At 64.3% G+C, this 23,863-nt stretch carries 24 protein-coding genes and 2 tRNA genes; 12 read left to right on the top strand and 14 right to left on the bottom strand.

Features of this window, described 5'->3' with window-relative positions; genetic code table 11:
- Positions 1 to 84: 84 nt before the first annotated feature.
- The 10 genes from IGW04_RS02920 to IGW04_RS02875 all read left to right on the top strand — a co-directional run bounded on the left by IGW04_RS02920 (position 85) and on the right by IGW04_RS02875 (position 6,586).
- Positions 85 to 834, top strand: coding sequence for an SDR family NAD(P)-dependent oxidoreductase (locus tag IGW04_RS02920; protein ID WP_194711529.1), 750 nt, complete (start codon positions 85 to 87; stop codon positions 832 to 834).
- A gap of 60 nt (positions 835 to 894) precedes the next feature.
- A complete protein-coding gene (gene ybgC / locus IGW04_RS02915; RefSeq protein ID WP_194711528.1) occupies positions 895 to 1,320 on the top strand; it encodes a tol-pal system-associated acyl-CoA thioesterase in 426 nt (141 codons plus the stop codon).
- Between the two features lie 94 nt (positions 1,321 to 1,414).
- Positions 1,415 to 2,113, top strand: coding sequence for a protein TolQ (tolQ, locus tag IGW04_RS02910; RefSeq protein ID WP_194711527.1), 699 nt, complete (start codon positions 1,415 to 1,417; stop codon positions 2,111 to 2,113).
- Positions 2,113 to 2,544, top strand: coding sequence for an ExbD/TolR family protein (locus IGW04_RS02905; protein ID WP_194711526.1), 432 nt, complete (start codon positions 2,113 to 2,115; stop codon positions 2,542 to 2,544). Before tolQ ends, IGW04_RS02905 begins: the two co-directional genes overlap by 1 nt.
- 16 nt (positions 2,545 to 2,560) lie before the next feature.
- Positions 2,561 to 3,634: a cell envelope integrity protein TolA gene (gene tolA / locus IGW04_RS02900; RefSeq protein ID WP_194711525.1), complete on the top strand. Its 1,074-nt coding sequence runs from the start codon at positions 2,561 to 2,563 to the stop codon at positions 3,632 to 3,634.
- Between the two features lie 3 nt (positions 3,635 to 3,637).
- Complete coding sequence (tolB, locus tag IGW04_RS02895) at positions 3,638 to 4,915, top strand: Tol-Pal system beta propeller repeat protein TolB (RefSeq protein ID WP_194711524.1); 1,278 nt, start codon at positions 3,638 to 3,640, stop codon at positions 4,913 to 4,915.
- A 28-nt stretch (positions 4,916 to 4,943) separates the two neighbouring features.
- Positions 4,944 to 5,474, top strand: coding sequence for a peptidoglycan-associated lipoprotein Pal (gene pal / locus IGW04_RS02890; RefSeq protein ID WP_194711523.1), 531 nt, complete (start codon positions 4,944 to 4,946; stop codon positions 5,472 to 5,474).
- A gap of 5 nt (positions 5,475 to 5,479) precedes the next feature.
- A complete protein-coding gene (gene ybgF, locus IGW04_RS02885; protein ID WP_194711522.1) occupies positions 5,480 to 6,229 on the top strand; it encodes a tol-pal system protein YbgF in 750 nt (249 codons plus the stop codon).
- Between the two features lie 86 nt (positions 6,230 to 6,315).
- A tRNA-Lys gene (locus IGW04_RS02880) sits at positions 6,316 to 6,391 on the top strand.
- Between the two features lie 119 nt (positions 6,392 to 6,510).
- A tRNA-Lys gene (locus tag IGW04_RS02875) sits at positions 6,511 to 6,586 on the top strand.
- A gap of 292 nt (positions 6,587 to 6,878) precedes the next feature.
- Here the strand turns inward: IGW04_RS02875 and cydB are convergent.
- From cydB to IGW04_RS02860, 3 genes are all read right to left on the bottom strand, one after another.
- A complete protein-coding gene (cydB, locus tag IGW04_RS02870; RefSeq protein ID WP_194711521.1) occupies positions 6,879 to 7,892 on the bottom strand; it encodes a cytochrome d ubiquinol oxidase subunit II in 1,014 nt (337 codons plus the stop codon).
- The gene (locus tag IGW04_RS02865; protein ID WP_194711520.1) at positions 7,889 to 9,286 is read right to left on the bottom strand and encodes a cytochrome ubiquinol oxidase subunit I; all 1,398 of its coding nucleotides are present in this window, start codon (positions 9,284 to 9,286) and stop codon (positions 7,889 to 7,891) included. Before IGW04_RS02865 ends, cydB begins: the two co-directional genes overlap by 4 nt.
- Positions 9,287 to 9,413: 127 nt before the next feature.
- Entirely contained in the window at positions 9,414 to 9,566 is a 153-nt protein-coding gene (locus IGW04_RS02860; protein WP_194711519.1) for a hypothetical protein, read from the bottom strand.
- Between the two features lie 50 nt (positions 9,567 to 9,616).
- Between IGW04_RS02860 and IGW04_RS02855 the strand changes: the two genes are divergently transcribed.
- Together IGW04_RS02855 and IGW04_RS02850 are read left to right on the top strand one after the other, a co-directional pair.
- Positions 9,617 to 10,843, top strand: coding sequence for a PEP-CTERM sorting domain-containing protein (locus IGW04_RS02855; protein WP_194711518.1), 1,227 nt, complete (start codon positions 9,617 to 9,619; stop codon positions 10,841 to 10,843).
- Positions 10,844 to 10,953: 110 nt separating this feature from the next.
- Entirely contained in the window at positions 10,954 to 11,154 is a 201-nt protein-coding gene (locus tag IGW04_RS02850) for a heavy-metal-associated domain-containing protein (protein WP_194711517.1), read from the top strand.
- Between the two features lie 91 nt (positions 11,155 to 11,245).
- On the opposite strand, the gene aspS is transcribed toward IGW04_RS02850, so the two are convergent.
- The 11 genes from aspS to IGW04_RS02795 all read right to left on the bottom strand — a co-directional run bounded on the left by aspS (position 11,246) and on the right by IGW04_RS02795 (position 23,757).
- A complete protein-coding gene (gene aspS / locus IGW04_RS02845) occupies positions 11,246 to 13,045 on the bottom strand; it encodes an aspartate--tRNA ligase (protein ID WP_194711752.1) in 1,800 nt (599 codons plus the stop codon).
- Positions 13,046 to 13,056: 11 nt separating this feature from the next.
- A complete protein-coding gene (locus tag IGW04_RS02840) occupies positions 13,057 to 13,728 on the bottom strand; it encodes a DUF502 domain-containing protein (protein WP_194711516.1) in 672 nt (223 codons plus the stop codon).
- 39 nt (positions 13,729 to 13,767) lie between these two features.
- Positions 13,768 to 14,061 carry an FmdB family zinc ribbon protein gene (locus IGW04_RS02835; protein WP_194711515.1) on the bottom strand — a complete coding sequence of 98 codons (294 nt, stop codon included), beginning with the start codon at positions 14,059 to 14,061 and terminating at the stop codon, positions 13,768 to 13,770.
- A gap of 66 nt (positions 14,062 to 14,127) precedes the next feature.
- Positions 14,128 to 15,564 (bottom strand): sodium:solute symporter family protein, encoded by a 1,437-nt coding sequence (locus tag IGW04_RS02830; protein ID WP_194711514.1) that lies wholly within the window; start codon positions 15,562 to 15,564, stop codon positions 14,128 to 14,130.
- A 95-nt stretch (positions 15,565 to 15,659) separates the two neighbouring features.
- Positions 15,660 to 17,231, bottom strand: a complete 1,572-nt coding sequence (ubiB, locus tag IGW04_RS02825; RefSeq protein ID WP_194711513.1) for a ubiquinone biosynthesis regulatory protein kinase UbiB — start codon at positions 17,229 to 17,231, stop codon at positions 15,660 to 15,662.
- Entirely contained in the window at positions 17,228 to 17,803 is a 576-nt protein-coding gene (locus tag IGW04_RS02820) for a ubiquinone biosynthesis accessory factor UbiJ (protein WP_194711512.1), read from the bottom strand. Before IGW04_RS02820 ends, ubiB begins: the two co-directional genes overlap by 4 nt.
- Positions 17,804 to 17,881: 78 nt before the next feature.
- Complete coding sequence (locus IGW04_RS02815; protein ID WP_194711511.1) at positions 17,882 to 18,790, bottom strand: Tim44 domain-containing protein; 909 nt, start codon at positions 18,788 to 18,790, stop codon at positions 17,882 to 17,884.
- Positions 18,791 to 18,799: 9 nt separating this feature from the next.
- Positions 18,800 to 19,531 carry a bifunctional demethylmenaquinone methyltransferase/2-methoxy-6-polyprenyl-1,4-benzoquinol methylase UbiE gene (ubiE, locus tag IGW04_RS02810; RefSeq protein WP_194711510.1) on the bottom strand — a complete coding sequence of 244 codons (732 nt, stop codon included), beginning with the start codon at positions 19,529 to 19,531 and terminating at the stop codon, positions 18,800 to 18,802.
- Between the two features lie 136 nt (positions 19,532 to 19,667).
- Entirely contained in the window at positions 19,668 to 20,189 is a 522-nt protein-coding gene (locus IGW04_RS02805) for a GNAT family N-acetyltransferase (RefSeq protein WP_194711509.1), read from the bottom strand.
- Between the two features lie 399 nt (positions 20,190 to 20,588).
- On the bottom strand, positions 20,589 to 22,034 hold the full coding sequence (locus tag IGW04_RS02800; RefSeq protein WP_194711508.1) for an HDOD domain-containing protein: 1,446 nt from the start codon (positions 22,032 to 22,034) through the stop codon (positions 20,589 to 20,591).
- 22 nt (positions 22,035 to 22,056) lie between these two features.
- Positions 22,057 to 23,757: a putative bifunctional diguanylate cyclase/phosphodiesterase gene (locus tag IGW04_RS02795; protein WP_194711507.1), complete on the bottom strand. Its 1,701-nt coding sequence runs from the start codon at positions 23,755 to 23,757 to the stop codon at positions 22,057 to 22,059.
- Positions 23,758 to 23,863 lie beyond the last annotated feature (106 nt).

Genomic DNA, 23,863 nt, shown 5'->3' with positions numbered 1-23,863 from the left:
GGTGCGGCGCCGCACCTGCGGCTGCCAGACCTTTCAGCTACAATTTCCGCTTTTCGCCTTGTTCATCCACCATTTGGGATCTCCATGATTGTTCTGGTTACTGGCGCAACCGCCGGCTTTGGCGCGGAAATGGCGCGTAAATTCGTTGCACATGGCCACAGGGTGATTGCGGCCGGCCGCCGCAGGGAACGACTGGACGCGCTCGCCGGCGAACTCGGCGCCGCTCTGCTGCCGGTTGAAATGGATGTGACCAGCAAGGATTCCATCGATGCCGCGCTGGCCGCGCTGCCGGCGGACTGGAAGGAGATCGATGTACTGGTCAACAATGCCGGCCTCGCGCTGGGCGTGGAACTGGCGCACAACGCCTCGCTGGACGAGTGGGAAACCATGATAGACACCAACTGCAAGGGCCTGGTGAGGATGACGCGGCGCGTGCTGCCGCAGATGGTGGCGCGCGGCAGCGGCCTGATCATCAACATCGGTTCGCTGGCCGGCGCCTATCCTTACCCGGGCGGCAATGTCTACGGCGCCACCAAGGCCTTCGTCGACCAGTTCACGCTGAACTTGCGCGCCGACCTGGTCGGCACCGGCGTACGCGCAACCAATATCGCGCCCGGCCTGGGCGGCGGCACCGAGTTTTCCAATGTGCGTTTCCGCGGCGACGATGCCGCCGCCGCCAAGGTGTACGAAGGCACCGAGCCGCTCACCGCCGCCGACATCGCTGAAACCGCCTACTGGATCGCAAACCTGCCCAGGCATGTCAATATCAACGTGATCGAGATGATGCCGACTTGCCAAGGCTTTTCGGCACTTACCGTCAAACGCAAGCAGTAGTAGAATGTTTGCGCCGCAACATAGGCGCATTTCACAAAGGAAAGTTCCGAAAGTCGTTCGATGACCGCAGCACAGTTCACCTGGACGATACGCGTCTATTACGAAGATACCGACACGGGCGGCATTGTTTTCTATGCCAATTACCTGAAGTTCTTTGAACGGGCGCGCACCGAATGGCTGCGCGCGGCTGGTGTGGAACAGCAACAACTGGCGCAGGCCCATGGCGTGATGTTTGTTGTGCGCAGCACCGCGGTGGACTACCATGCGCCGGCGCGGCTGGATGATGAATTGACGGTCAGCGTGAAGGTGGAGCGGCTGGGCCGCGCGTCGGTGCAGTTTTTCCAGGAAGCCTGGCGCGCCACGCCGGCCGGGCCCGAACTGCTCAGCACCGGCCGGATCAAGGTCGGTTGCGTTGACACCAATACCCTGCGCCCCGGCGCGATACCGGCGCAAGTATATGACCGGATCACGGACGGTGCCGCATGACCGACTCCGCCAGTGCCGCCTTCAACGCCATGTGCCGTGTTGAACGCCGCCGCGCCTAACCAGACTGAATTCGTTTTACCGACAAGCCGATTCCATGACCCCCACCGCAGACCTGTCTTTTCTCCACCTGATTTCCAACGCATCGATTCTGGTGCAGCTCGTGATGGCGCTGCTGCTGGCCGTCTCGGCAATGAGCTGGACCTACATCTTCCGCAAGATGTTCGCGATCCGCAACGCACGCGCCCAGACCGATGAATTCGAGCGGCTGTTCTGGTCGGGCGGCAACCTGGACGCGCTGTACCAGGACGCCACCTCGTCGCGCCGGCAGTACAAGAACGACAGCGGCGCGCTGGAGCGCATCTTCGAATCCGGCATGAGCGAGTTCAACAAGGCGCGCGCGATCGGCTCGCGGGCCGATGCACAGGGCGCCGGCCCGCTGGAAGGCGCCCGCCGCGCGATGCGCGCAGCCTACCAGCGCGAGATGGATGCACTGGAGTCGCACCTGGCCTTCCTGGCCTCGGTCGGTTCGGTCTCGCCCTACGTTGGCCTGTTCGGCACGGTGTGGGGCATCATGAATGCCTTTCGCGGCCTGGGCAATGTGCAGCAGGCTACGCTGGCAACGGTGGCGCCGGGCATTGCCGAAGCGCTGATCGCGACTGCGATCGGCCTGTTCGCGGCGATTCCGGCGGTGGTGGCCTACAACCGCTATTCCCATGACATCGACCGCCTGGCGATCCGCTTCGAAACCTTCATCGAAGAGTTTTCCAACATACTGCAGAGGCAGGCGCGCTGATGGCCAACTCAAGCATGCGCGGCGGCCGTTCGCGCAAGTTCAAGTCCGAGATCAACGTCGTGCCGTATATCGACGTGATGCTGGTGCTGCTGGTGATCTTCATGGCCGCCGCGCCCATGGTCAACCCGAGCATCATCAACCTGCCCACCGCCGGCAAGTCGGCGCTGCCGCCGCCGGAGTACATCCAGATCTCGCTGAAGCCGGACGAGGCGGCCAGCATCGGCATCACCGGAGGAAAGAGCGCGGGCTCGCAGCAGACCGTGTCGAGCCGGGCCGAACTGGTGCGGCGCCTGAAGGCGATGCATGCCGAGAACGACCAGATGGCGATCATGATCGCCGCCGACAAGAACATCAAATACGATGAAGTGATCCAGATGGTGTCCGAGGCCAAGAAGATCGGCTTCGAGCGCGTCGGCCTGGCCACCCGCTAACACTGTCAACACGTCCATGAACGACAAGGCAACACCCTACACCATACCCAAGGAACCCGGCGGCGGCCGCGCATTCGCGCTGGCGGTGCTGGTGCATCTGGCGCTGGTTGCGCTGTTATGGATAGGCGTGCGCTGGCAAAACGAGACGCCGGTGGCGGTCGAGGCGGAGATCTGGAACCCGCAGGCGCAGCAGGCCGCGCCCAAGCCGCAACCGGAGCCGGAACCCGAGCAGCCACCGCCACCTCCGCCGCCGCAACCGGCGCCGCGCGTGGCGGAAGCGCCCAAGCCGCCGCCGGCGCCGGTGGTTGAAAAGCCGGTGGAGAAACCGGTGCCCAACCCGGACATTGCGCTGGAACAGGAAAAGAAGAAGCGCCTGGAGAAGGAGCGCGAGCGTCGTCTGGAAGAGGAGCGCGAGGAACGCGAACGTGAACGCGAAGAACAGAAGAAGCTGGCACTGAAGAAGGAAAAGGAACAGGAACAGGCCCGCAAGAAGGAGCTTGCCAAGGCCGAAGCCGAAAAGGAAAAACGCCTGGAAGCGGAAAAGGAACGCCGCGCCGAAGCCGAGCGCGAGCGCAAGCTGCAGGCCGAAGCCGAGAAGAAGCGCGCCGCCGAGGAAGAGAAGAAGCGCGAACTGGCCGAAGCTGATAAGAAGCGCAAGCTGGCCGAAGCCGAGAAGAAGAAGCGTGCCGAAGCCGCAGCGGAAGCGGCCGCGGCGGAACAGCGCCGCCTGGAAGACCTGTCGCGCATGACGGCGCAGGCAACCGGTTCCGGCGGCAGCGGCCAGGCGGCGAAGTCGCAGGGCGCATCGCGGGCCGATGCCGGCTATGCGGCCAAGGTTGGCGGCAAGATCCGCTCCAACACCGTGTTCAATGTGCCGGACGAACTGACCAACAACCCGGCTGTCGAGTACTCGGTCGACCTGCTGCCGGACGGCTCGGTGCGCAGCATCCGCAAGGTCAAGAGCTCGGGCGTGCCCGGCTTCGACGAGGCGGTCAAGCGCGCCATCGAGAAGTCGCAGCCCTTCCCGCCCGACAGTTCCGGACGCGCACCGTCGGGCTTTACCGTCTCCCACAAACCGAAGGACCAGTAAGCCATGATCAAGAAATTACTCGTACACGCGGTCGCTGTGGCTGCCCTGCTTACCGGCGCGACGACTCAGGTGCATGCCCAGTTGCGGGTGGAAATCGCCGGCGTCGGCGCGCAGCAGATCCCGATCGCCGTGGCCGGCTTCGCCGATGAAGGCATCGCGCCGCAGCAGGTCAGCGCCATCATCAAGGCCGATCTCGAACGCAGCGGCATGTTCAAGGTGATGGATGCCGGCGTGATGTCGGATGCCGCCCAGATCAACTACGGCGAATGGAAGTCGCGCGGCGCCGAGGCACTGGTGGTGGGCAGTGTGCAGCGCCTGGCCGACGGCCGCTTCGATGTGCGCTATCGCCTGCTCGACACCCTGAAGTCCAGCCAGCTCTCCGCGCTGGCCCTGGCCGCGCAGCCGCAGTTCACCCGCGTGACCGGCCACAAGATCGCCGACGACATATATGAAAAGCTGGTCGGCGTGCGCGGCGCCTTCGCCACCCGGGTCGCCTATGTGACCAAGGTCGGCAATGAATACCGGCTCGAAGTGGCCGACGCCGACGGCGAAGGCGTGAACGTGGCGCTGCGCTCGAACGAGCCCATCATCTCGCCGGCCTGGTCGCCGGACGGCACCCGGGTTGCCTATGTCTCGTTCGAGAACAAGAAGCCGGTGGTCTACGTGCAGAACCTGGTGACCCGCCAGCGCACCGTGGTGGCCAACTTCAAGGGCAGCAACTCGGCGCCTTCCTGGTCGCCGGACGGCAGCAAGATCGCGATCGCGCTGGCGCGCAACGGACTGACCCAGGTCTATACCGTCAATGCCGACGGCAGCAACCTGCAGCGCCTGACCAATACCGACGGCATCGACACCGAGCCGCAATTCTCGGCCGACGGCAAGTCGATCTATTTCACCAGCGACCGCAGCGGCGGTCCGCAGATCTACCGCATGCCTGCCACTGGCGGCAATGCGCAGCGGGTAACCTTCACCGGCAGTTACAACATCAGTCCGCGCATCTCGCCGGACGGCAAGTCGCTGGCCTATATCTCGCGCCGCGACGGCCGCTTCCAGCTGTACGTGCTGGACCTGACCAACAACCAGGAACTGCGCCTGTCGGATACCACCAAGGATGAATCGCCCAGCTTCTCGCCCAACGGCAAATACATCATGTATGCCACCGAATCGGGCGGACGGCGCGGCACGCTGGCGGTGGTTTCGGTCGATGGCCGAATCAAGCAACGTGTTACCACCCAGGCAGGCGATATCCGGGAGCCCAACTGGGGCCCCTTCATGAATTAATCCGATCACCCAAACAGGAGAACTACCCATGCGCAGCCCAAAAATCCTCGCCCTCATGCTGACCAGCGCCATGCTGGTCGCAGCCTGCTCGTCGCCCGTCAAGCTCGACGACAAGGCCGCCGTTGAAGACCGCACCGGCAGCACCACTGGCCAAAACGCCGATCCGCGCAGCGTCGGCACCGTCAACGCCACCCGTTCCGGCATGGACCCGCTGAACGACCCGCAAGGCGTGCTGGCCAAGCGCAGCATCTACTTCGACCTCGACAGCTACAGCGTCAAGGACGAGTTCAAGCCGGTGCTGGATGCCCACGCCCGCTACCTCAACGCCAACAAATCGCGCCAGATCGTCATCCAGGGCAACACCGACGAGCGCGGTGGCCGCGAGTACAACCTGGCGCTGGGCCAGAAGCGCGCCGAAGCCGTGCGTCGCGCACTGGCGCTGTTGGGCGTGCAGGAAAGCCAGATGGAAGCCGTCTCCTTCGGCAAGGAAAAGCCGAAGGCACTGGGCAGCGACGAAGCCGCATGGGCTGAGAATCGCCGCGCTGACATCGCCTACTGATCGCCATGCGCACCCTGATCAGATCCGCACTGGCGCTGGCTGTCACCGCGGCTGCGCTCACTGCGCCGCTGCGGGCGCATGCCGGCCTGTTTGACGACGATGAAGCACGCCGCGCCATCCTCGACATTCGCGCCCGCATCGACGCGGTCAATGCCCGCGTCGACGGCAAGGCCGACAAGACCACCAGTCTCGACCTGGCAAGCCAGAACGAACAGCTGCGCGGCGAGATCGCGCGGCTGCGCGGACAGATCGAGGTGCTCACCAACGAGCTGGCCAACGAGCAGCGGCGGCAGAAGGATTTCTACGCCGACCTCGACGGCCGGCTGCGCAAGGTCGAGCCGCAGCGCATGACGGTGGATGGCCGCGAGGTCGATGTGCAGCAGTCCGAGCAGCAGTCCTACGACGCCGCGCTGGCCCAGTTCAAGGGCGGCGACTACAAGGGCGCCGGCCAGTCCTTCTCCACCTTCCTGCGCAGCTATCCGCAGTCCGGCTATGCGGCTTCGGCCCAGTACTGGCTGGGCAATGCGCTGTATGCCGAGCGCGACTACCGCGGCGCGATCGCGGCGCAGCAGGTGGTGGTAAGCCGTTATGCCGACAACCCGAAAGCGCCTGACGCGATGCTCAACATCGCCAGCTGCCACACCGAGTTGAAGGACAAGGCGGCCGCCAGGAAGACGTTGGAAACCCTGATTGCGCAGTATCCGGACTCGAACGCGGCGCAAACAGCGCGTCAGCGTCTGGCTGCGTTGAAATAGATGTTGTAAGGGCTTGGCCGGCCAGCTGTTAAATCAGTGCAACGATTTGACAGTCCAGGGTCGGCTCCCTATAATGGCGGTCTTTCGGGTCGTTAGCTCAGCTGGTAGAGCAGCGGACTTTTAATCCGTTGGTCGCAGGTTCGAATCCCGCACGGCCTACCACGAATACCGCAGCATGTTGTATTCAAGGACTACCGCGAGGCAGTCCTTTTTTAATGCGGTGGTTCAGCATGAATGCAGCATCGTTGCATGCAGTACTGAAGTTGCAGTAAGAAGTTTTTGGGTCGTTAGCTCAGCTGGTAGAGCAGCGGACTTTTAATCCGTTGGTCGCAGGTTCGAATCCCGCACGGCCTACCAAATACGAAGGGCTTGCATGGCAACATGCAAGCCCTTTTTGTATTGCGGCTGGCAGTTGGCACCCCTCTCTTCCGGCAGATATTGCTTTTGCGGTAGCGATTCACCTCGCCGTTGAGAGTGCCGTGCCGGCGCTCCGTGAAGCAGACAAGGTGCGGCATCGTAGGGTGTAATGCCCGCAGGGGCATTACACCGATGGCCAATCGGGGAAGTCGACTGGGAATATCATCCCGGTCTGCAACCCGGTACAATGCCCTTCGGGTATTGCACCCTACGGAAGCAAGCGCCCCGCTCCCTAGTGATACCCCTCCCCCGGCTTCACCTTCCCCCGAAACAGCCAGAACACCAGCACCGTATAAACAAGAATCATCGGCATCAGAATCGATGCACCAATCAGGTAGAACACCTGCGATGACGGATGCGACGCCGCCTGCCAGATCGTCATCGAGGGCGGCACGATATACGGTGCATTGGATGCCACCAGGCCGAGATAGGCCAGCAAAAACAGGCCGACCGAGGTGGCGAACGGCAGGATCGGACGACCCTTTTTAATGCCGTAGTAGCAGAGCCAGGCCACCAGCAGCGTGGCCACCGGGATCTGGCTCAGGAAGAAGATGTTGGGCGTGCTGAACCAGCGCTCGGCGATGCGCCCGATCTGCAGCGGGGTCCAGACGCTGACGATGGCGATGAAGGCCATCAGAGCCGCCAGCAGCGGCAAGGCCAGCTTGCGCGAGCGCTGCTCCACGCCGTCGACGGTCTTCATCATCAGCCAGGTCGCGCCCAGCAGCGCATAGCCCACCACCACGGCCACGCCGCACATCAGGCTGAACGGCGTGAGCCAATCCAGCGGGCCGCCGGCGAACTGGTTGCCCTGGATGCGGATCTCCTGCAGCAGCGCGCCCAGGATCAGGCCCTGCGCGAAGGCGGCGACGATGGAGCCGACCGCGAACGAGACATCCCACTTGCGGTGATGCGGCTTGGCCACCCAGCGGAATTCGAAGGCCACGCCGCGGAAGATCAGCGCCAGCAACAGGAACATCACCGGCATGTAGACCGCCGGCAGGATCACCGCGAAGGCCTTCGGAAAACCGGCCCACAGGCTCACGCCGCCCAGCACCAGCCAGGTCTCGTTGCCATCCCAGAACGGCGCCACCGAATTCATGATCTGGTCGCGCTCGTCTTCCCTGCTGAAGAAGGGAAAGAGGATGCCGATGCCGAGGTCGAAGCCGTCCAGCACCACATACATCGCCACGGTGAAGCCCAGCAGGAGCGCCAGGATGACCGGAATGGTTTCGGATACTTCACTCATGTGGCCGCCTCCCGGGTGGTTTCCTGCGCGGCCGACAGCGGCCGGTTGGGCAGCGCTTCCGGGTCCGCCGGAATCTGCTGCGGCCCCTTGCCGATCAGCCGGCTGATGTACCAGATGCCGATGGAGAACACGACGAAATAGACCAGCACGAACAGCACCAGCGAGATCAAAACCGAGCCGAAGGTCACCGGCGACACCGCATCGGCGGTGCGTAGCACACCGTAGGCAATCCAGGGCTGGCGGCCGATCTCGGTCACCATCCATCCCGCCAGCAAGGCGATGAAGCCGACCGGCCAGGCATGCGACAGCGGCCGCAGGAACCAGCTTGCCCGGTGCAGGCGTTTGCGCCACCAGAGAAAGACGCCGATGAAGCCGATGGCCATCATCAGCAGACCCAGCCCGACCATCAGCCGGAACATGAAGAAGACCGGCGCTACCGGCGGCCTGTCTTCCCGCTTGAAGTCGCGCAGGCCCTTGAAGCGGCCATTCCAGTCGTGGGTGATGATCAGGCTGCCCAGATTCGGGATCGCAATCTCCGCATGATTGCGCTCGGCCTCCTTGTCGGGCCAGGCGAACAGCACCAGGGCGGCCGGCTCGCTGCCGTCCCAGTGCGCCTCGATGGCGGCGATCTTGGCCGGCTGGTGCTTCAGGGTGTTGAGGCCATGGAAGTCGCCCACCACCGCCTGCAGCGGCGCCAGGACGGCCAGCATGCCCAGCCCCATGTGGACCATGGTGCGCGCCTCGACCTCGAAGCGGCCCTGCACCATGTAGCGCGCGCCCGCGGCCAGCACCACCAGCGAGGTGGTGAGGTAGGTCGCGATCATCATGTGGGTGAAGCGGTAGGGAAAGCTGGGATTGAAGATGATGTCGGACCAGTCGACCGGATAGGTAATGCCGTTTTCGATGGCGAAGCCGGCCGGCGTATGCATCCAGCTGTTGGCCGACAGGATCCAGAAGCCCGAGAGCATGGTGCCGAAGGCCACGATCACCGATGCCAGCGTATGCAGCCAGGGCGGGAAACGGTTCCAGCCGAACAGCATGATGCCAAGGAAGCTGGCCTCCAGAAAGAAGGCGGTCAGTACTTCATAGCTGAACAGCGGGCCCAGCGTGTTGCCGATGATTTCCGCGAAGCGGCTCCAGTTGGTGCCGATCTGGTATTCCATCACGATGCCCGACACCACGCCCATCGCGAACGAGACCGCGAAGATCTTGGTCCAGAACCGGGCCAGCGTATGGAAATGCTGCTTGCCGCTGTAGAACCAGCGCAACTCCAGCGTGGCGATGAAGGCGGAAAGGCCGATGGTAAAGGAGGGAAAGATGATGTGAAACGCGATCGTGAAGGCGAACTGCACCCGCGCAAGCAAGGTGGTATCGACGCCGGCCAGTGTTTCCATCAAGGACTCCGAATCCAGGCTCATGGGTGTGGGAAAGCCGCTCATGGCGGAAACGGCGGAGCTTTCGCGCCGTCCATCCAGCGGGATCGTCAGTTGTGGCCGGAATCCGAAGATGAAGTTCCAGCCATCATGACAATCCTTTAGCCCGATCAAGCTCTCGCAGCGCCCACGACAGCGCGAGGCCGCCCAGTGTTGCGTCGAAGCCGCCATGGCGGGTGTAGATGGCCGACCTCTGATCTAGCGCAGGGTTGCCTGCGGTCTGGCTGAAATAGTCATCCATGCAATCACCGCGCAGCCAGCGCAACACGGTAACCGTCACACGGAGGAGTCATGCCCTTCATCAAGCAAACCATGCCGCCCGCCCTTGTTTCCCTGGTCCTGGGACTGGCCAGCCACACCGCAATTGCCGCCGGCCCCTATGTCCTGACCGATCTCGGCACGCTAGGCGGGCCGGTCAGCACCGGCTATGGGCTCAACAATGCGGGAACGGTCGTCGGCAGCAGCGACACCGCCAACGGCGCATCGCATGCGGCCGCCTGGCGCGGCGGTGCGCGGCGCGACCTCGGCACCCTGGGCGGCAGTTACAGTGTTGCCCACGACATCAACAATGCCGGCGTGATTGCCGGCTGGGCTGGCCTGACGGGCGACACGACCAGCCGGGCCACGCTGTGGCAGGGCGGCATGCCGACGCCGCTTGGCACCCTGGGCGGCAGCTACGCCGCGGCCTATGGCATCAACAACCGCAACCAGGCGGTGGGCATGAGCAGTACTGCCGGCAACGCCGCCAGCCGCGCCACGCTATGGAACGGCCGGCGCGCGCAGGATCTTGGCACCCTGGGCGGCACCTACGGCAGCGCCTACGATATCAATGACCGCGGCAGCGTGGTCGGCTACAGCAGCGTCGCGGGCAATGCCGCAAACCATGCAACGCTGTGGGAACGCGGCCGTGCGATCGACCTTGGCACACTGGGCGGCAGCGGCAGCAGCGCGCAAGCCGTGAATAACGCCGGCCTGGTGGCCGGCAGCAGCGACCTCGCCGGCGACCGGACGCAGCATGCGACGCTGTGGCGCAATGGCGTCATCACCGATCTCGGCGCACTGTCCAGCGGTGGCATGAGCGGCGCGCTGGGCATCAATGTGCGCGGGCAGATCGTTGGCTACAGCGGCTCGCCGTTTGGCGGCAGGCCGAATGCCACCCTGTGGGAGGATGGCCGGATCATCGACCTCAACACCCTGGTCAAGAGCAGCGACCCGAATTTCCTGCTGTACCAGGCCAGTGACATCAACGACTTCGGCCAGATCGCCGCCGTTGGCGTGACCAGCGACTTCCAGACCCATGCCTATCTGCTCACGCCGACCTTTACCACCCGCAGCGCGGACGAGCTGCTGACGGCGGCGGCGCTGGTCAAGGATGTGGCCGGCGACGACGCCGGCATGCCGACGGACGACGTTTTCGCGGCCGATGCCGGCGCCGTTCCCGAGCCGGCCAGCCTGAGCCTGCTTGCCATGGGCTTGCTGGCGCTGCTCGGCGGCCGGCGCCAGGCGCTGCGGCAATGAGGTCGAGCGCATCGGCCCGGCGGCGCAGGGCTTGCGCAGCGCTTGACCCTGCCATCGCGAGAAGGTTTAGAGTGGCTGCCTCGACATCACTGAAAGCGAAAGGAAGCACCATGCTGCAATATACGGTCAACGACATGAGCTGCCAGCATTGCGCCAAGGCCATCACCGAGGCGGTGACGCAGGCCGCGCCGGGCGCCAGGGTGGAAGTGGACCTGGAGCGTCACCTGGTGCGGGTGGACCAGACCGGCGACGATGCCGCCGTCAGCGACGCGATCCGCGAAGCGGGTTATACGCCGGTGGCGCAGCAGTAGCGGAATCAGGCATGCCCAAACAAAAAGCCGGTCGGCTCGCGCCGACCGGCTTTTTGCATCGCGCCCGCAAAAGCGGGACGCGACGGCAGCATCAGGACTTGACCGACGGCTCGGCGTTGCGCAGGCGGATGTGCAGCTCGCGCAGCTGCTTCTCGTCGACTTCGGACGGCGCCTGGGTCAGCAGGCACTGGGCGCGCTGGGTCTTGGGGAAGGCGATCACGTCGCGGATCGATTCGGCGCCGGTCATCATGGTGACGATGCGGTCCAGGCCGAACGCCAGGCCGCCGTGCGGCGGCGCGCCGTATTGCAGCGCGTCCAGCAGGAAGCCGAACTTAAGCTGCGCTTCCTCGGCATTGATCTTCAGCGCGCGGAACACCTTGCTCTGCACGTCGGCGCGGTGGATACGCACCGAGCCGCCGCCCAGTTCCCAGCCGTTCAACACCATGTCGTAGGCCTGCGCGATCGCGCGGCCCGGATCGGTCTCGATGAAGTCCTCATGGCCTTCCTTGGGCGCGGTGAACGGGTGATGCAGCGCCACCCAGCGGTCGCCCTCCTCGTCGTGCTCGAACATCGGGAAGTCGACCACCCACAGCGGACGCCAGGTGTCCTCGAACAGGCCGGCCTTGCGGCCGAAGTCGCTGTGGCCGATCTTCACGCGCAGCGCGCCGATGGCGTCATTGACCACCTTGGCCTTGTCGGCGCCGAAGAAGATCAGGTCGCCGTCCTCGGCGCCGGTCTGCTCGATGATCTGGGCCAGCGCCGCGTCATGCAGGTTCTTGACGATAGGCGACTGCAGGCCATCGCGGCCCTTGGCCTTTTCATTGACCTTGATGTAGGCCAGGCCCTTGGCGCCGTAGATGCCGACGAACTGGGTGTAGGCGTCGATCTCGGAACGCGGCATCGCGCCGCCGCCCGGCACGCGCAGGCCGACCACGCGCCCGCCGTCCATGTTGGCCGCGCCGGAGAAGACCTTGAAGTCCACGTCCTTCATCACCGCGGTCAGGTCGGTGAACTGCAGCTTGACGCGCATGTCGGGCTTGTCGGAGCCGTACAGCGCCATCGCGGTGGCGAAGTCCATTACCGGGAACGGGTTGGGCAAATCGACATCCAGCGCGTTCTTGAACACCAGGCGGATCATGTTCTCGAACAGGTCACGGATGTCCTGTTCCTTCATGAACGAGGTTTCGCAGTCGATCTGGGTGAATTCCGGCTGGCGGTCGGCGCGCAGGTCCTCGTCGCGGAAGCACTTGGTGATCTGGTAATAGCGGTCGAAGTTGGCCACCATCAGCAGCTGCTTGAACAGCTGCGGCGACTGCGGCAGCGCGAAGAAGTGGCCGGGGTTCACGCGCGACGGCACCAGGTAGTCGCGCGCGCCTTCCGGAGTGGACTTGGTCAGCATCGGGGTCTCGATGTCGATGAAGCCGTTGGCATCGAGGAATTTGCGCACTTCCATCGTGACCTTGTAGCGCAGGCGCAGGTTGTTCTGCATCTGCGGACGGCGCAGGTCGAGCACGCGATGGGTCAGGCGGGTGGTTTCCGACAGGTTGTCGTCGTCGAGCTGGAACGGCGGCGTCACCGACGCATTCAGCACTTCGAGTTCGTGGCACAGCACCTCGATCGCGCCCGACTTCAGGTTGGCGTTGCCGGTGCCCTCGGGGCGGCTGCGCACGATGCCGGTGATGCGCAGGCAGTACTCATTACGCACCGATTCGGCGGCCTTGAAGACCTCGGCGCGGTCCGGATCGCACACCACCTGCACCAGGCCCTCGCGATCGCGCAGGTCGATGAAGATCACGCCGCCGTGGTCGCGCCGGCGATGCACCCAGCCGCACAGGCTGACGGTTTGGCCCAGCAACGCCTCGGTGGTGAGGCCGCAGTAATGAGTTCGCATAGAAGACATAGTCAGTTTCCAGTTTCAGTTTGCTTTGCTTGATGCCGGTCGGTCGCTTCAACCTTGGCCGGATCGATGATCAGTTTCTTTTCGAAGTGCTCGGGCGATACCACGCCCATGGACACGATGTATTTCAGCGCCTCGTCGACATTCATGTCGAGCTCGATGGTGTCGGCCCGCGGCACCATCAGGAAAAACCCGGAGGTCGGGTTGGGCGTGGTTGGTATGTAGATGCTGACATAGTCGCCCTTCAGGTGATTGCGCACGTCGCCGCCCGGCACGCCGGTCAGGAAGGCGATGGTCCAGCTGCCCTGGCGCGGATACTGCACCAGGAGCGCCTTGCGAAACGCATTGCCCGACGACGAGAACAGTGTGTCGGACACCTGCTTGACGCTGGAATAGATCGAGCGCACCACGGGAATCCGGGTCAGCAGCCCTTCCCACGCCCAGACGATGCGCTTGCCGATGAAGTTGCGGGTGGCAAGGCCGGTCAGGAAGATGAACAGCAGCGTCAGGATGGTGCCGAGGCCGGGAATGTGAAACCCGACCACCGCTTCCGGCCGCCAGCGTTCCGGCAGCAGCAGCAGCGACTGGTCCATGGTGCTGATGATCAGGTTGAGCACCCAGATCGTGATGGCCAGGGGCACCAGGATCAGCAGGCCTGTGACGAAATATTTGCGCATGGAGGACGGCTCAGCGGGCGGTTGCGCAGGCGGCACGCATCAGTCCGGCGAGCCGCTGCTGGCGGCCGGCGCCGGCGCGGCGGCGGCCGGCTCGGACTTCGCTTCGCTCTTTCCCGGCCCGGACGTGGCCGGCGCGGCCGTGCCGCCCGAGCCGCCTCGGAAATCGGTCACGTACCAGCCCGAGCCCTTGAGCTGGAAACCGGCGGCGGTCACCTGCTTCTTGAACTCGGCCTTGCCGCATGACGGGCATTGGGTCAGCGGCGCGTCGGACATCTTCTGAAGAACATCCTTGGCAAAACCACACGCTTCACAGCGATATGCATAAATCGGCATGAAAATTCCCTGCAAAAATCATCCAAAACCCTGAATTATAGAGGGTTTCACAGTGACACCGCAGGTTTATCGCGGCACGGTTGCCCCGGCCGTCGCGCGCGTGTATTGCGGCAGCAGCGAACCCAGCAGCATGCCGGCGAAACTGACCAGCAGGCCCGCCAGTTGCGGCGGCCAGATCGAGTCGCCGCCGAAGCGTTCCATCAACAGCCAGGTTGCCAGGCCGCCAATGACGGCGCACAGCGCGCCCTGGTTGCTTGCGCCCTTCCAGTACAGCCCCATTACCAGAGGCACGAAGGCGGTCACCAGCGTGACCTTGTAGGCATTGCCCACCATGTCGTAGATCGGCGTGCCCTGCGACACCAGCGCGAAAATCGTCACCACCACGGCGAAGCAGACCACCACCAGCCGCGTTGCCAGCAGCATCTGCCTGTCATTCATCGGAAAGATCTCGCGCAGCACGTTCTCGGTCAGGGTGATGCTGGGCGCCAGCAGCGTGCCGCTGGCAGTCGACATGATGGCCGACAGCAGCGCGCCGAAGAACATCACCTGGGCAAACACCGGCGTGTTGTTCAGGATCAGCGTCGGCAGGATCATCTGGGCATCGCTCTCGATCAAGGCGTCCACCATCTTCGGGTCGATCACATAGGCGGAATAGGCCAGGAACATCGGCACGAAGGCGAACAGGAAATACAGCGCGCCGCCGGAGATCGAGCCGGCCGCGCCCACGCTTTCCGAGCGCGCCGACATCACCCGCTGGAAGACGTCCTGCTGCGGGATCGAGCCGAACATCATGGTCACCAGCGCGCCGGCGAAGGCCAGCAACTCCCTGGCGGTGAGCGCCGGCGCGAGCTGGAACTTGCCGGCCGCGGCCGCATGCGCCACCACCTGCTGCGCGCCGCCGGCCATGCCCGAGACCAGGTAGGCGATATAAAGCAGGCCGACCACGATGATGGTCATCTGGAAGAAATCGGTCAGGGCAACCGACCACATGCCGCCAAATAGGGTATACAGCAGCACGATCGCCGCGCCGATGCACATGCCGACCGACATGGACACGGCGCCCTGCGACAGCACGTTGAACACCAGGCCGAGCGCGGTGATCTGGGCCGACACCCAGCCCAGATAGGACGCGACGATGCAAAACGACACCATCACTTCGACGGTGCGGCTGTAGCGCTGCCGGTAATAGTCGCCAATCGTCAGCAGATTCATCCGGTACAGCTTGCGGGCGAAGAACAGGCCAACCAGCACCAGGCACATCGATGCGCCGAACGGGTCTTCGATCACGCCGCGCAGGCCGTCCTTGACGAACTTGGCCGGGATGCCGAGCACGGTTTCCGAGCCGAACCAGGTCGCGAACACGGTTGCGATCACGATGTACAGCGGCAGCGAGCGGCCGGCCACCGCATAGTCGCCGGATGTCTTGACCCGGCGCGCCGCGAACAGGCCGATCGCAATCGAGACGGCCAGGTAAAGAGTGACGAAAGCAGTCAGCGTGGTCATGTCATGAACGCTTTGAATGAAAAATCCCGAATTATAGCTTCAGGGCAACGCCCTCAATTCCGGGGCATGGCGGAAGCGCCTGCGGCGCACTGCCGCTACTCGATCAGGTAATACCAGCGCATCAGGAACTGCACCAGCACCACGCCCGCCGCCAGGCCGCCACCGAAATACACGGCCACGCCCAGCAGCATATTGGTGCGCCTCTGTTCCGCCAGCACCCGCTTGAGCAATTCCGCGTTTTCCTGCGTCGAATGGCCCTTGCTTTCCTGCAGCGCCTGCACCGCCAGCCGCGGCAGCTGCGGCAGCAGCTGGCTATAGCGCGGCGCTTCCTCGCGCAGCTTTTCCAGCAGTCCGCGCCAGCCTATCTGCTCGCTCATCCAGCGCTCCAGATAGGGACGCGCGGTTTTCCAGAGGTCGAGATCGGGGTCGAGCTGGCGGCCGAGGCCCTCGATATTGAGCAGGGTCTTCTGCAGCAGCACCAGTTGCGGCTGCACTTCCACATTGAAGCGGCGCGAGGTCTGGAACAGGCGCAGCAGCACCTGGCCAAAGGAAATGTCGCGCAGCGGACGGTCGAAGATGGGTTCGCAGCAGGCGCGCACGGCGGCCTCCAGCTCGTCGACCCGGGTGTCCTTCGGCGCCCAGCCGGACTCGATATGCGCCTCGGCCACCCGCTTGTAATCGCGCCGGAAGAAGGCCAGGAAATTCTGCGACAGGTAGTCCTTGTCGAAATCGGTCAGGGTGCCGACGATGCCGAAGTCCAGCGCGATATAGCTGCCGAAGGTATCCGGCTCGACCGACACCAGGATATTGCCGGGGTGCATGTCGGCATGGAAGAAGCCGTCGCGGAACACCTGGGTGAAGAAGATTTCCACGCCGTCGCTGGAGAGCTTCTTCAGGTCCACGCCCTCGGCCAGCAGCCGGTCGATCTGGGAAATCGGGATGCCGCGCATGCGCTCCATCGTGATCACCGATTCCGAGCAGAAGTCCCAGTACATTTCCGGCACCAGCAGCATTTTCGATTCGGCGAAGTTGCGCCGCAGCTGGCTGCCGTTGGCGGCCTCGCGCATCAGGTCCAGCTCGTCATGCAGGTATTTGTCGAACTCTGCCACCACCTGGCGCGGCTTGAGGCGGCGGCCATCGGCCCAGAAGCGCTCGACCCAGCCGGCCACGATCTGCATCAGCGCCACGTCCTCGTCGATGGTCTTCTTCATGTTCGGGCGCAGCACCTTGACCGCGACTTCGGTGCCGTTGCGCAGCCGCGCAAAATGCACCTGGGCGATCGAGGCCGAGGCCACCGGCTTGCGGTCGAACCAGGCAAACAGCTGGTCCGGATGCGCGCCCAGAGAGCGCACGATCTGGGCGATGGCCAGGTCGGAGTCGAAGGGCGGCACCCGGTCCTGCAGCAGGGCCAGCTCGTTGGCAATGTCGGGCGGCATCAGGTCGCGCCGGGTCGACAGCACCTGGCCGAACTTCACGAAGATCGGGCCGAGTTCCTCCAGCGCCTGCCGCAGCCTTTCGCCGCGCGGCGCGCTGATGTCGCGCCAGAACAGCAGCCGGTTGGTCAGGAGCGCGATGCGCGGGGTGACGCCCGACATCGCGATATTGTCCAGGCCATAGCGCAGCGCTACCGACAGAATCTTGAAAACCCGCAGCAGCCGCCGGATCATGCCAGCCCTCCGCGCAGGCGCTCGATGCGCTTGGCAAGGCGCTCGACATCGTCACGCAGCTCGGCCACGTCGGCGCTGAATCCGGCCACGGCTTCCGGCCGCACCAGCAGCGGCTGCTCTTCCAGAAAATACTCGGCGACGTTTTCCTCGATGCGACGGCGGGTGGACTGGGCGGCGCCGAAAACGGCGCGGCCGCCGGCGACGATGCGGCGGGCCGCGATGTCGCCCACCAGCCGCGCCAGGTCGTCCTCGGCTTCCCAGCGCACGCCCTGCGCGACCTGCGACACCGCGTTGGCAAACTCGGCATCTCCCTCGACCTGTACATAGGAAAAGGCGCGCTCGCGGTTTTGCATCATCAGCGGCAGGTCGGAAAGCTTCATGCGGATGGTGACATTGGCCGATGCATCGGGCGCGTCTTCCACCAGGCCGTCGGCGGCCACCCGCAGCTGCAAGGCCACCAGGCCGGTATCGATGCGGGCGACCTTGCCGGCATGCAGGGCAAGTTTTTTGCCGGCCCAGGCTTCCTGCACGAGCAGATGATTGATGATGGCGGGAAAGGGAGAGGGAATCATGAGCGGTCAAAAAGAAACCGCCCGTGAAATGTCACGGGCGGTTTGGAGTTTAGCAGTTGCTGTAGGAGACGTGTTTGCTCACGACAAGGAGAGTTGCTGAATGCCGGCCAGCACCCAGCCGCCCTGCCCCGACTTCGGCTTGGACAGGTTCCAGACTTCGGCGAACTCGGCGGCCGACGCATCCGGCGCTTCCTTGATCAGGCCGGAAAACTTCACGCTGGCCAGGTAGTCATGGCTGGAAGCCTCGATGCCCAGCAACTCGGCATTGAGCTGCACCACGTCGGTGACATTGAGCGCCGCGCCGCGTTCCTCGATCTGCATGCGCAGTTCGGCAAACATCTCAGGGTTGGTGAATTCGCGGATGTCGTTCACGTCGCCCTTGTCCCAGGCATCCTGCAGGCGCAGGAAGTAGCTCTTGGCATGGCGCAGGAAGGCCGGCACGTCGAAGTCGGCCGGCACGCCCCAGGGCGCGGCCGCATTGGCGGCAGTGGCGGCAGCAGCGCCGGCCGCCGGCACCGACTGCGGATAGGACTGCACGCCGGAACCGATCTCGGGCGTGGTATTGCGGGCATAGCCGCCGGCCATGGCCGGGCTGACGCTGTCCTTGCGGCGGAACAGGCGCAGGATGAACATCAGCGCCATGGCCAGCAGCGCCACCGTCAGCACGGTGCCGATCACGCTGGCCAGCGCGCCGCCGATGCCCAGATGCGACAGCAGCGCGCCCAGGCCCAGGCCCAGCAATGCGCCGCCCAGCATGCCGCGCCACGGGCTGGCCGGACGGGTAGCCGGCGCGGCCGGCGGCGTGGCCGGGCGCGGCGCGGCCTGCTGCATCGGCGCGCTTTGCGGCGAAGAGGGAACGGAACGGCTTACGCCCTGTGACTGCCGACCGAAGGAACCGCCGCCGCCGAGGCGCTTGGCATCGGCCTCGACCGCCACCATCGACAGCGTGCTGGCGACCAGCATCATCATGACCAGATACTTTTTCATTTGAGGCTCCTAGAGTTTGATGCCGGTATGCAGCGCAGCCACGCCGGCAGTCAGGTTGTAGTACTCGACACGTTCCAAACCTGCGTCCTGCATCATCTTTTTCAAGGTGTCCTGGTCCGGATGCATGCGGATCGACTCGGCCAGGTAGCGGTAGCTTTCGGCATCGTTGGCGATGCGCTTGCCCAGCCAGGGCAGGACGGAAAACGAATACACGTCGTACGGCTTCTTCAGCGGCTCCCAGACCTTGGAAAACTCCAGCACCAGCAGCTTGCCGCCGGGTTTCAATACGCGCCGCATCTCGGCCAGCGCCGCGTCCTTGTGGGTCATGTTGCGCAGGCCGAAGGCGACGCTGACGCGATCGAAGTAATTGTCGGGAAACGGCAGGCGCTCGGCGTCGCACAGCAGCACCGGGTTGGTCAGGCCGTTGTTGATCAGCCGGTCGCGGCCCACGCGCAGCATCGATTCATTGATGTCGGTCAGCCAGACTTCGCCGGTCGGGCCGGCCTGCCTGGCAAATGCCTTGGCCAGGTCGCCGGTGCCGCCAGCGATGTCGAGCACCTTGAAGCCCGGCCGCACGCCCGCCTGGGCAATGGTGAACGCCTTCCAGATGCGATGCAGGCCGGCCGACATCAGGTCATTCATCACGTCGTACTTGGCGGCGACCGAGTGGAAAACCTCGGCGACCTTGTGCACCTTTTCTTCTTCCTGGACGGTCTGATAGCCGAAATGGGTCTGGGTCATGGCGGGGAAGGCTTGATTGAACGATTGCGCATTATACAAGTGAGCAGACCGGCTGGCGCCAGCGCTGGTTCCCGTCAGCCTTGGCGCAGGCGCAAGGCTTTGCGCTGTCGCCGGCCGGACACGCCGCGGCGCCGGCTCAGCCGTCGACCGGCTGCAGCGGCGTGTCCAGCGTGAGCTGGTAGAAACCCAGGTCGAGCCAGCGCCCGAACTTGAAGCCGGCCTGGCGGATGGTGCCGGCATGCACGAAACCCAGCCGGGTGTGCAGCGCGATGCTGGCCTGGTTCTCCATGTCGATGCCGCCGATCAGCACATGGTATTGCTGGTCGCGGGCAGCGGCGATGAGTTGCTGCATCAGCGCCAGCCCGATGCCCTGCCCGCGCTGCGACGGGTGCACATAGACCGAATGCTCGACCGTGTACTTGTAGGCCGGCCAGGCGCGGAACGTGCCGTAGCTGCCGAACCCGGCCAGGCTGCCGTCCTCGTTTTCCAGGCCCAGAACCGGGAAATTGCCGCGCGCCTTGGCGGCGAACCAGTCGTCCATGTTCCGCTCGGTGCGCGGCTTGTAGTCGTAGAGCGCGGTGGAATGCAGGATGGCATCGTTGAAGATGGCCAGGATGGCGTCGCCATGGCGTTCGCGGGTGCACTGCACTGCTCGCATGTTGTTGTCCCGAAAAGAATCAGGCTGGCATTGTAGCGGGCGAAAAAAAACCCGGCGCGGGGCCGGGGGAAAAGTCGTCGCTTGGGCAACCACTGGAGGTATATTCCTTCGAGCAATTGCCATGCCAGCTTTTCCGCCGTTTGACGCACCAGCGCGGTGCAAGGAGGGATGACAAAGGTAGATGACAAAAAAGCAGGGCTAAAAAAAACCCGCTGACCTTGTGGCAGCGGGTTAATCCATCCTTGGGAGGGTGGAGGAGACGGTTCAACTATAGTCCGGGAAATTGTGCAGCGCAATAGAAAAATGGCATTCCGGACGACTTTCTTGATTTTTCTCGTCTCACCCTCTGAATTTTGCAGCGCAAAAACCACGTTCTTGCATGGCTGTCATCAAGACGCCCTAATTCGACCCCTGCTTGCCCATCACCAGCGCGCGCAGTTCGTTCAGCGCCGTGATTTCCCCCTGTTCAAGCGCCACCGGCAGGGCGTCGTCCCAGTCGCCGTAAATGAAGCCCACCGGATGGCGATTGACCGTCAGCGGCAGCACGATGAAGCTGCGCACGGTTGGAAAGGCATCCTTCCACCAGCGCGGCAACTTGGCGCGGAAAGCCGGGTCGCAGGCGTCCTTGACGCAGACCATCTTGTCGTTGGCCAGCGCGGCATGGAACACGTCGGGCTGATAGGCGTCATTGAACACCAGCCGCGGCGCCAGGTGCTCGATGTCGTCGCCAAAGCACATCCCGGCCAGATACTTGCCTTCCTTCCGGTTGCGCAGGAACGCCACCGCGCGCTTCAGGTGCAGCCCCTTGTAGATGGTTTCCAGCGCCATGGTCATCAGCTGGCCGGTGTTGATGGTGCTGATCACATCGCGCATGTCAGCTACGCCGCGCACCAGCGCCGGCGTCGCGTCGCGGCGCCGCTCGTCGCTTGCCGGCGCTTCCGGGGCTGCCTGCGCCGGGGCGGCGCGGGCCAGCGCCGGGTCGTCGCGCGCGGTTTCGCGGGCGGCGCTCACGGCGGCCAGCACGGTCTCGCTTTCCATGCCCAGCATGTCGGCATAACCGTCGACGATGGCCGCCAGCGCCTCGTCGTTGTCGTCCTTCTCGCACAGCACGCGCGCGCAGGACGAGGACATGGTCGACAGCGCGGCCAGCCAGCCGGCATGGTCGAGCGGCTCGCCGGTTTGCGGCATCACGTCATGCAGGCTCTCGATCAGGTCGCGTGGCAGGCCCCAGCGGCGGGCGATCAGCCGTCCGATGTCCACCATGGTCATGCCCAGCACCTTGACCACCGCCACCGCCTCGTCATTGCCTTCGGCCGTGAGCGTCTGGATCGCTTCCCAGTAGTGCGGCAGGTAGAACGCCACCACCATGCGGCCCAGGCCGTGCAGCAGCGAGCAGACCACGGCTTCCTCGGCGTCGCGGGTGCTGGCCTGGGCCGTGACCTGGCGCGCGATATGGCCGGCCAGCACCGCCTTTTCCATCTCGGTGCGCACGCCGACCGAGGTGCTGGATACGGTGGCCAGGCTGTCGACCAGCTTCAGGCCCAGCGCCAGATGGCCGATCGACTCGGTGCCGAGCACCATCACGGCGCGCGACACGGTATTGATCTCGCCAAACATCGCATACATGGCGCTGTTGGCCAGGCGCAGCACCCGGTGCGTCAGCGCCGGGTCCGACAGCACCGTGCGCGTCATGCTGAATTCGCGCTCGTTCTCGCTCTGCATCGCGCCGACGATCTGCTGGACGACATTGGAAAAGCCGGGCAGATGGCCCTGCTCCTTGATCTGCTTCCACAGCAATTCCTGCGTCTTGCGCGAGTCGCCCAGTTCAGGCGGCATGGTGGTCATGGTCTGCATTCCTCGTTGATTGTCATGTCAGCGCCAGTTCGGCCGCGCCCGCGCCCAGCACGTTCATGGCGTCGTCGAACATCATCGGGCGGCCGGTGTGGTAGCCCTGTATCAGGCTGCAGCCCTGATGGGACAGGAACTGCAGCTGCTCTTCGTTTTCGACGCCTTCGGCGACCGTGGTCAGGTTCAGGTGCTGGGCCAGGCTCAGCACCACGTTGCAGATCGCCGCGTCCTTGACCGATTGCGGCAGGTCCTTGATGAAGGCGCGGTCGATCTTGAGGGTGCTGATCGGGAAGCGCTTCAGATAGGCCAGCGAGGAATAGCCGGTGCCGAAGTCGTCGATGGCGATGCGCACGTCGCGCGCGGCGATCTGCAGCAGCAGCGCTTCCGCATGCGCCGGGTCCGACATCAGGATGCCCTCGGTGATCTCCAGCAACAGCTGCCGGCCATGCAGGCCCGACAGCTTCAGCGCATCTTCCATCAGGCCGAGGAACTGGTCATTGCGGAACTGGCGCGGGCTGACGTTGACCGACACGTACAGTTCGCGCCCGGCGACTTCCTGCAGGCGCTTCAGCTGGACGCAGGCTGCCTTCAGCACCCAGGCGCCCAGCAGGTTGATCAGGCCATTGCTTTCCGCCATCTGGATGAACTGGCTGGGCGCGATCAGCCCGAGTTCCGGATGCATCCAGCGCATCAGCGCCTCGAAGCCGACGATTTCCCGGGTGACGGCATTGACGATGGGCTGGTAGTGCAGGAAGAACTCGCCATTGCGCACTGCCTCGAACAGCGCCGCTTCCATCGACACATCATGGTCGGGCGCGCTGAAGGTGGCGCGGCTGTAGATGACGCAGCGGGCGCGGCCGGTTTCCTTGGCGCGCGCCATCGCGGTGTCGGCATGGGCCAGCAGCCGCACTTCATTGTCGCCGTGCTCGGGATAGACGGCGGCGCCGATCGAGGTGGACAGATACAGCGACTGGCCTTCGATCTCGAACGGCAGCTGCACCGCGCTGATCATGCGGCGCGCGATCGGGTTGATTTCATCGGCGTGGGCCGCGCCCGGCAGCACCGCCATGAATTCATCGCCGCCGATGCGGGCCAGGGTATCGTTGTCGCGCAGCGCCTTCTGCAGGCGGCCGGCGGCCTCGCGCAGCAAAGCGTCGCCGGCGCCGTAGCCAAGGGCATCATTGACTTTCTTGAAACCGTCGAGGTCGAGCGCCAGCACGGTGAAGCCACGGCCGGTACGGCGGGCGTGGGAAATCGCCATGCGCAGCCGATCAGACAACAGTGCGCGGTTGGGCAGGCCGGTCAGCGCATCATGGGTGGCCAGGTGCAGCAGCCGCTCCTTGGTTTCCTGCTGGCCCGAAATATTGCGCCCCACCACCAGGACTTCCGTCTGTCCCTCCAGATCGCGGTGGGAAGACAATTCCAGTTCGAACCAGTGCAGGCCGGTGCTGGTATGCACCCGCACATTGACCCTGTCGTGCAGGCCGCTGGCGACCACCTGGGCCATGACCGATGCCAGGCCGGCCCGGTCCGGCGTATCCACGCGCTCGTACAGCATGCTGCCGCACAGCACGGCGCCCGGCGCGATGATGCCGATGGCGCGCTGGCTGGCGTGCAGAATCTCGCCGTTCTCGGTGAGCGTGAAAACCAGGTCGCCAGCCGACTCCGTCAACCGCGTCAGCTGGCCTTTCAGGTGTTCTATCAAAACGTCATTTGGCATCGAAAACATGTTCGGTGATGGTTATTGGCTGAATTTCCAAACGCTCGTTCCTGAAGCCACCAGGGCAAAGTTCGTACGGCGCACCGTGCAAAAAAGCAATCAACCG

Source organism: Noviherbaspirillum soli (assembly GCF_015352955.1).
GTDB lineage: Bacteria > Pseudomonadota > Gammaproteobacteria > Burkholderiales > Burkholderiaceae_D > Noviherbaspirillum_A > Noviherbaspirillum_A soli.
The sequence above is the reverse complement of the archived record's forward strand: the minus strand, read 5'-3'. Positions and strand labels throughout refer to the sequence as shown.

Coding starts and splice junctions, on each gene's coding strand:
- IGW04_RS02820 (WP_194711512.1), bottom strand. CDS start 17,803: ATGATTCCCTCTCCCTTTCCCGCCATCATCAATCATCTGCTCGTGCAG.
- IGW04_RS02805 (WP_194711509.1), bottom strand. CDS start 20,189: ATGCGAGCAGTGCAGTGCACCCGCGAACGCCATGGCGACGCCATCCTG.
- ybgF (WP_194711522.1), top strand. CDS start 5,480: ATGCGCACCCTGATCAGATCCGCACTGGCGCTGGCTGTCACCGCGGCT.
- IGW04_RS02865 (WP_194711520.1), bottom strand. CDS start 9,286: ATGGAAACACTGGCCGGCGTCGATACCACCTTGCTTGCGCGGGTGCAG.
- IGW04_RS02795 (WP_194711507.1), bottom strand. CDS start 23,757: ATGCCAAATGACGTTTTGATAGAACACCTGAAAGGCCAGCTGACGCGG.
- IGW04_RS02830 (WP_194711514.1), bottom strand. CDS start 15,564: ATGACCACGCTGACTGCTTTCGTCACTCTTTACCTGGCCGTCTCGATT.
- tolA (WP_194711525.1), top strand. CDS start 2,561: ATGAACGACAAGGCAACACCCTACACCATACCCAAGGAACCCGGCGGC.
- IGW04_RS02920 (WP_194711529.1), top strand. CDS start 85: ATGATTGTTCTGGTTACTGGCGCAACCGCCGGCTTTGGCGCGGAAATG.
- IGW04_RS02815 (WP_194711511.1), bottom strand. CDS start 18,790: ATGAAAAAGTATCTGGTCATGATGATGCTGGTCGCCAGCACGCTGTCG.
- IGW04_RS02860 (WP_194711519.1), bottom strand. CDS start 9,566: ATGGATGACTATTTCAGCCAGACCGCAGGCAACCCTGCGCTAGATCAG.
- IGW04_RS02835 (WP_194711515.1), bottom strand. CDS start 14,061: ATGCCGATTTATGCATATCGCTGTGAAGCGTGTGGTTTTGCCAAGGAT.
- IGW04_RS02855 (WP_194711518.1), top strand. CDS start 9,617: ATGCCCTTCATCAAGCAAACCATGCCGCCCGCCCTTGTTTCCCTGGTC.
- IGW04_RS02800 (WP_194711508.1), bottom strand. CDS start 22,034: ATGACCACCATGCCGCCTGAACTGGGCGACTCGCGCAAGACGCAGGAA.
- cydB (WP_194711521.1), bottom strand. CDS start 7,892: ATGAGTGAAGTATCCGAAACCATTCCGGTCATCCTGGCGCTCCTGCTG.
- tolQ (WP_194711527.1), top strand. CDS start 1,415: ATGACCCCCACCGCAGACCTGTCTTTTCTCCACCTGATTTCCAACGCA.
- tolB (WP_194711524.1), top strand. CDS start 3,638: ATGATCAAGAAATTACTCGTACACGCGGTCGCTGTGGCTGCCCTGCTT.
- IGW04_RS02850 (WP_194711517.1), top strand. CDS start 10,954: ATGCTGCAATATACGGTCAACGACATGAGCTGCCAGCATTGCGCCAAG.
- IGW04_RS02840 (WP_194711516.1), bottom strand. CDS start 13,728: ATGCGCAAATATTTCGTCACAGGCCTGCTGATCCTGGTGCCCCTGGCC.
- ubiB (WP_194711513.1), bottom strand. CDS start 17,231: ATGATCCGGCGGCTGCTGCGGGTTTTCAAGATTCTGTCGGTAGCGCTG.
- aspS (WP_194711752.1), bottom strand. CDS start 13,045: ATGCGAACTCATTACTGCGGCCTCACCACCGAGGCGTTGCTGGGCCAA.
- pal (WP_194711523.1), top strand. CDS start 4,944: ATGCGCAGCCCAAAAATCCTCGCCCTCATGCTGACCAGCGCCATGCTG.
- ubiE (WP_194711510.1), bottom strand. CDS start 19,531: ATGACCCAGACCCATTTCGGCTATCAGACCGTCCAGGAAGAAGAAAAG.
- ybgC (WP_194711528.1), top strand. CDS start 895: ATGACCGCAGCACAGTTCACCTGGACGATACGCGTCTATTACGAAGAT.
- IGW04_RS02905 (WP_194711526.1), top strand. CDS start 2,113: ATGGCCAACTCAAGCATGCGCGGCGGCCGTTCGCGCAAGTTCAAGTCC.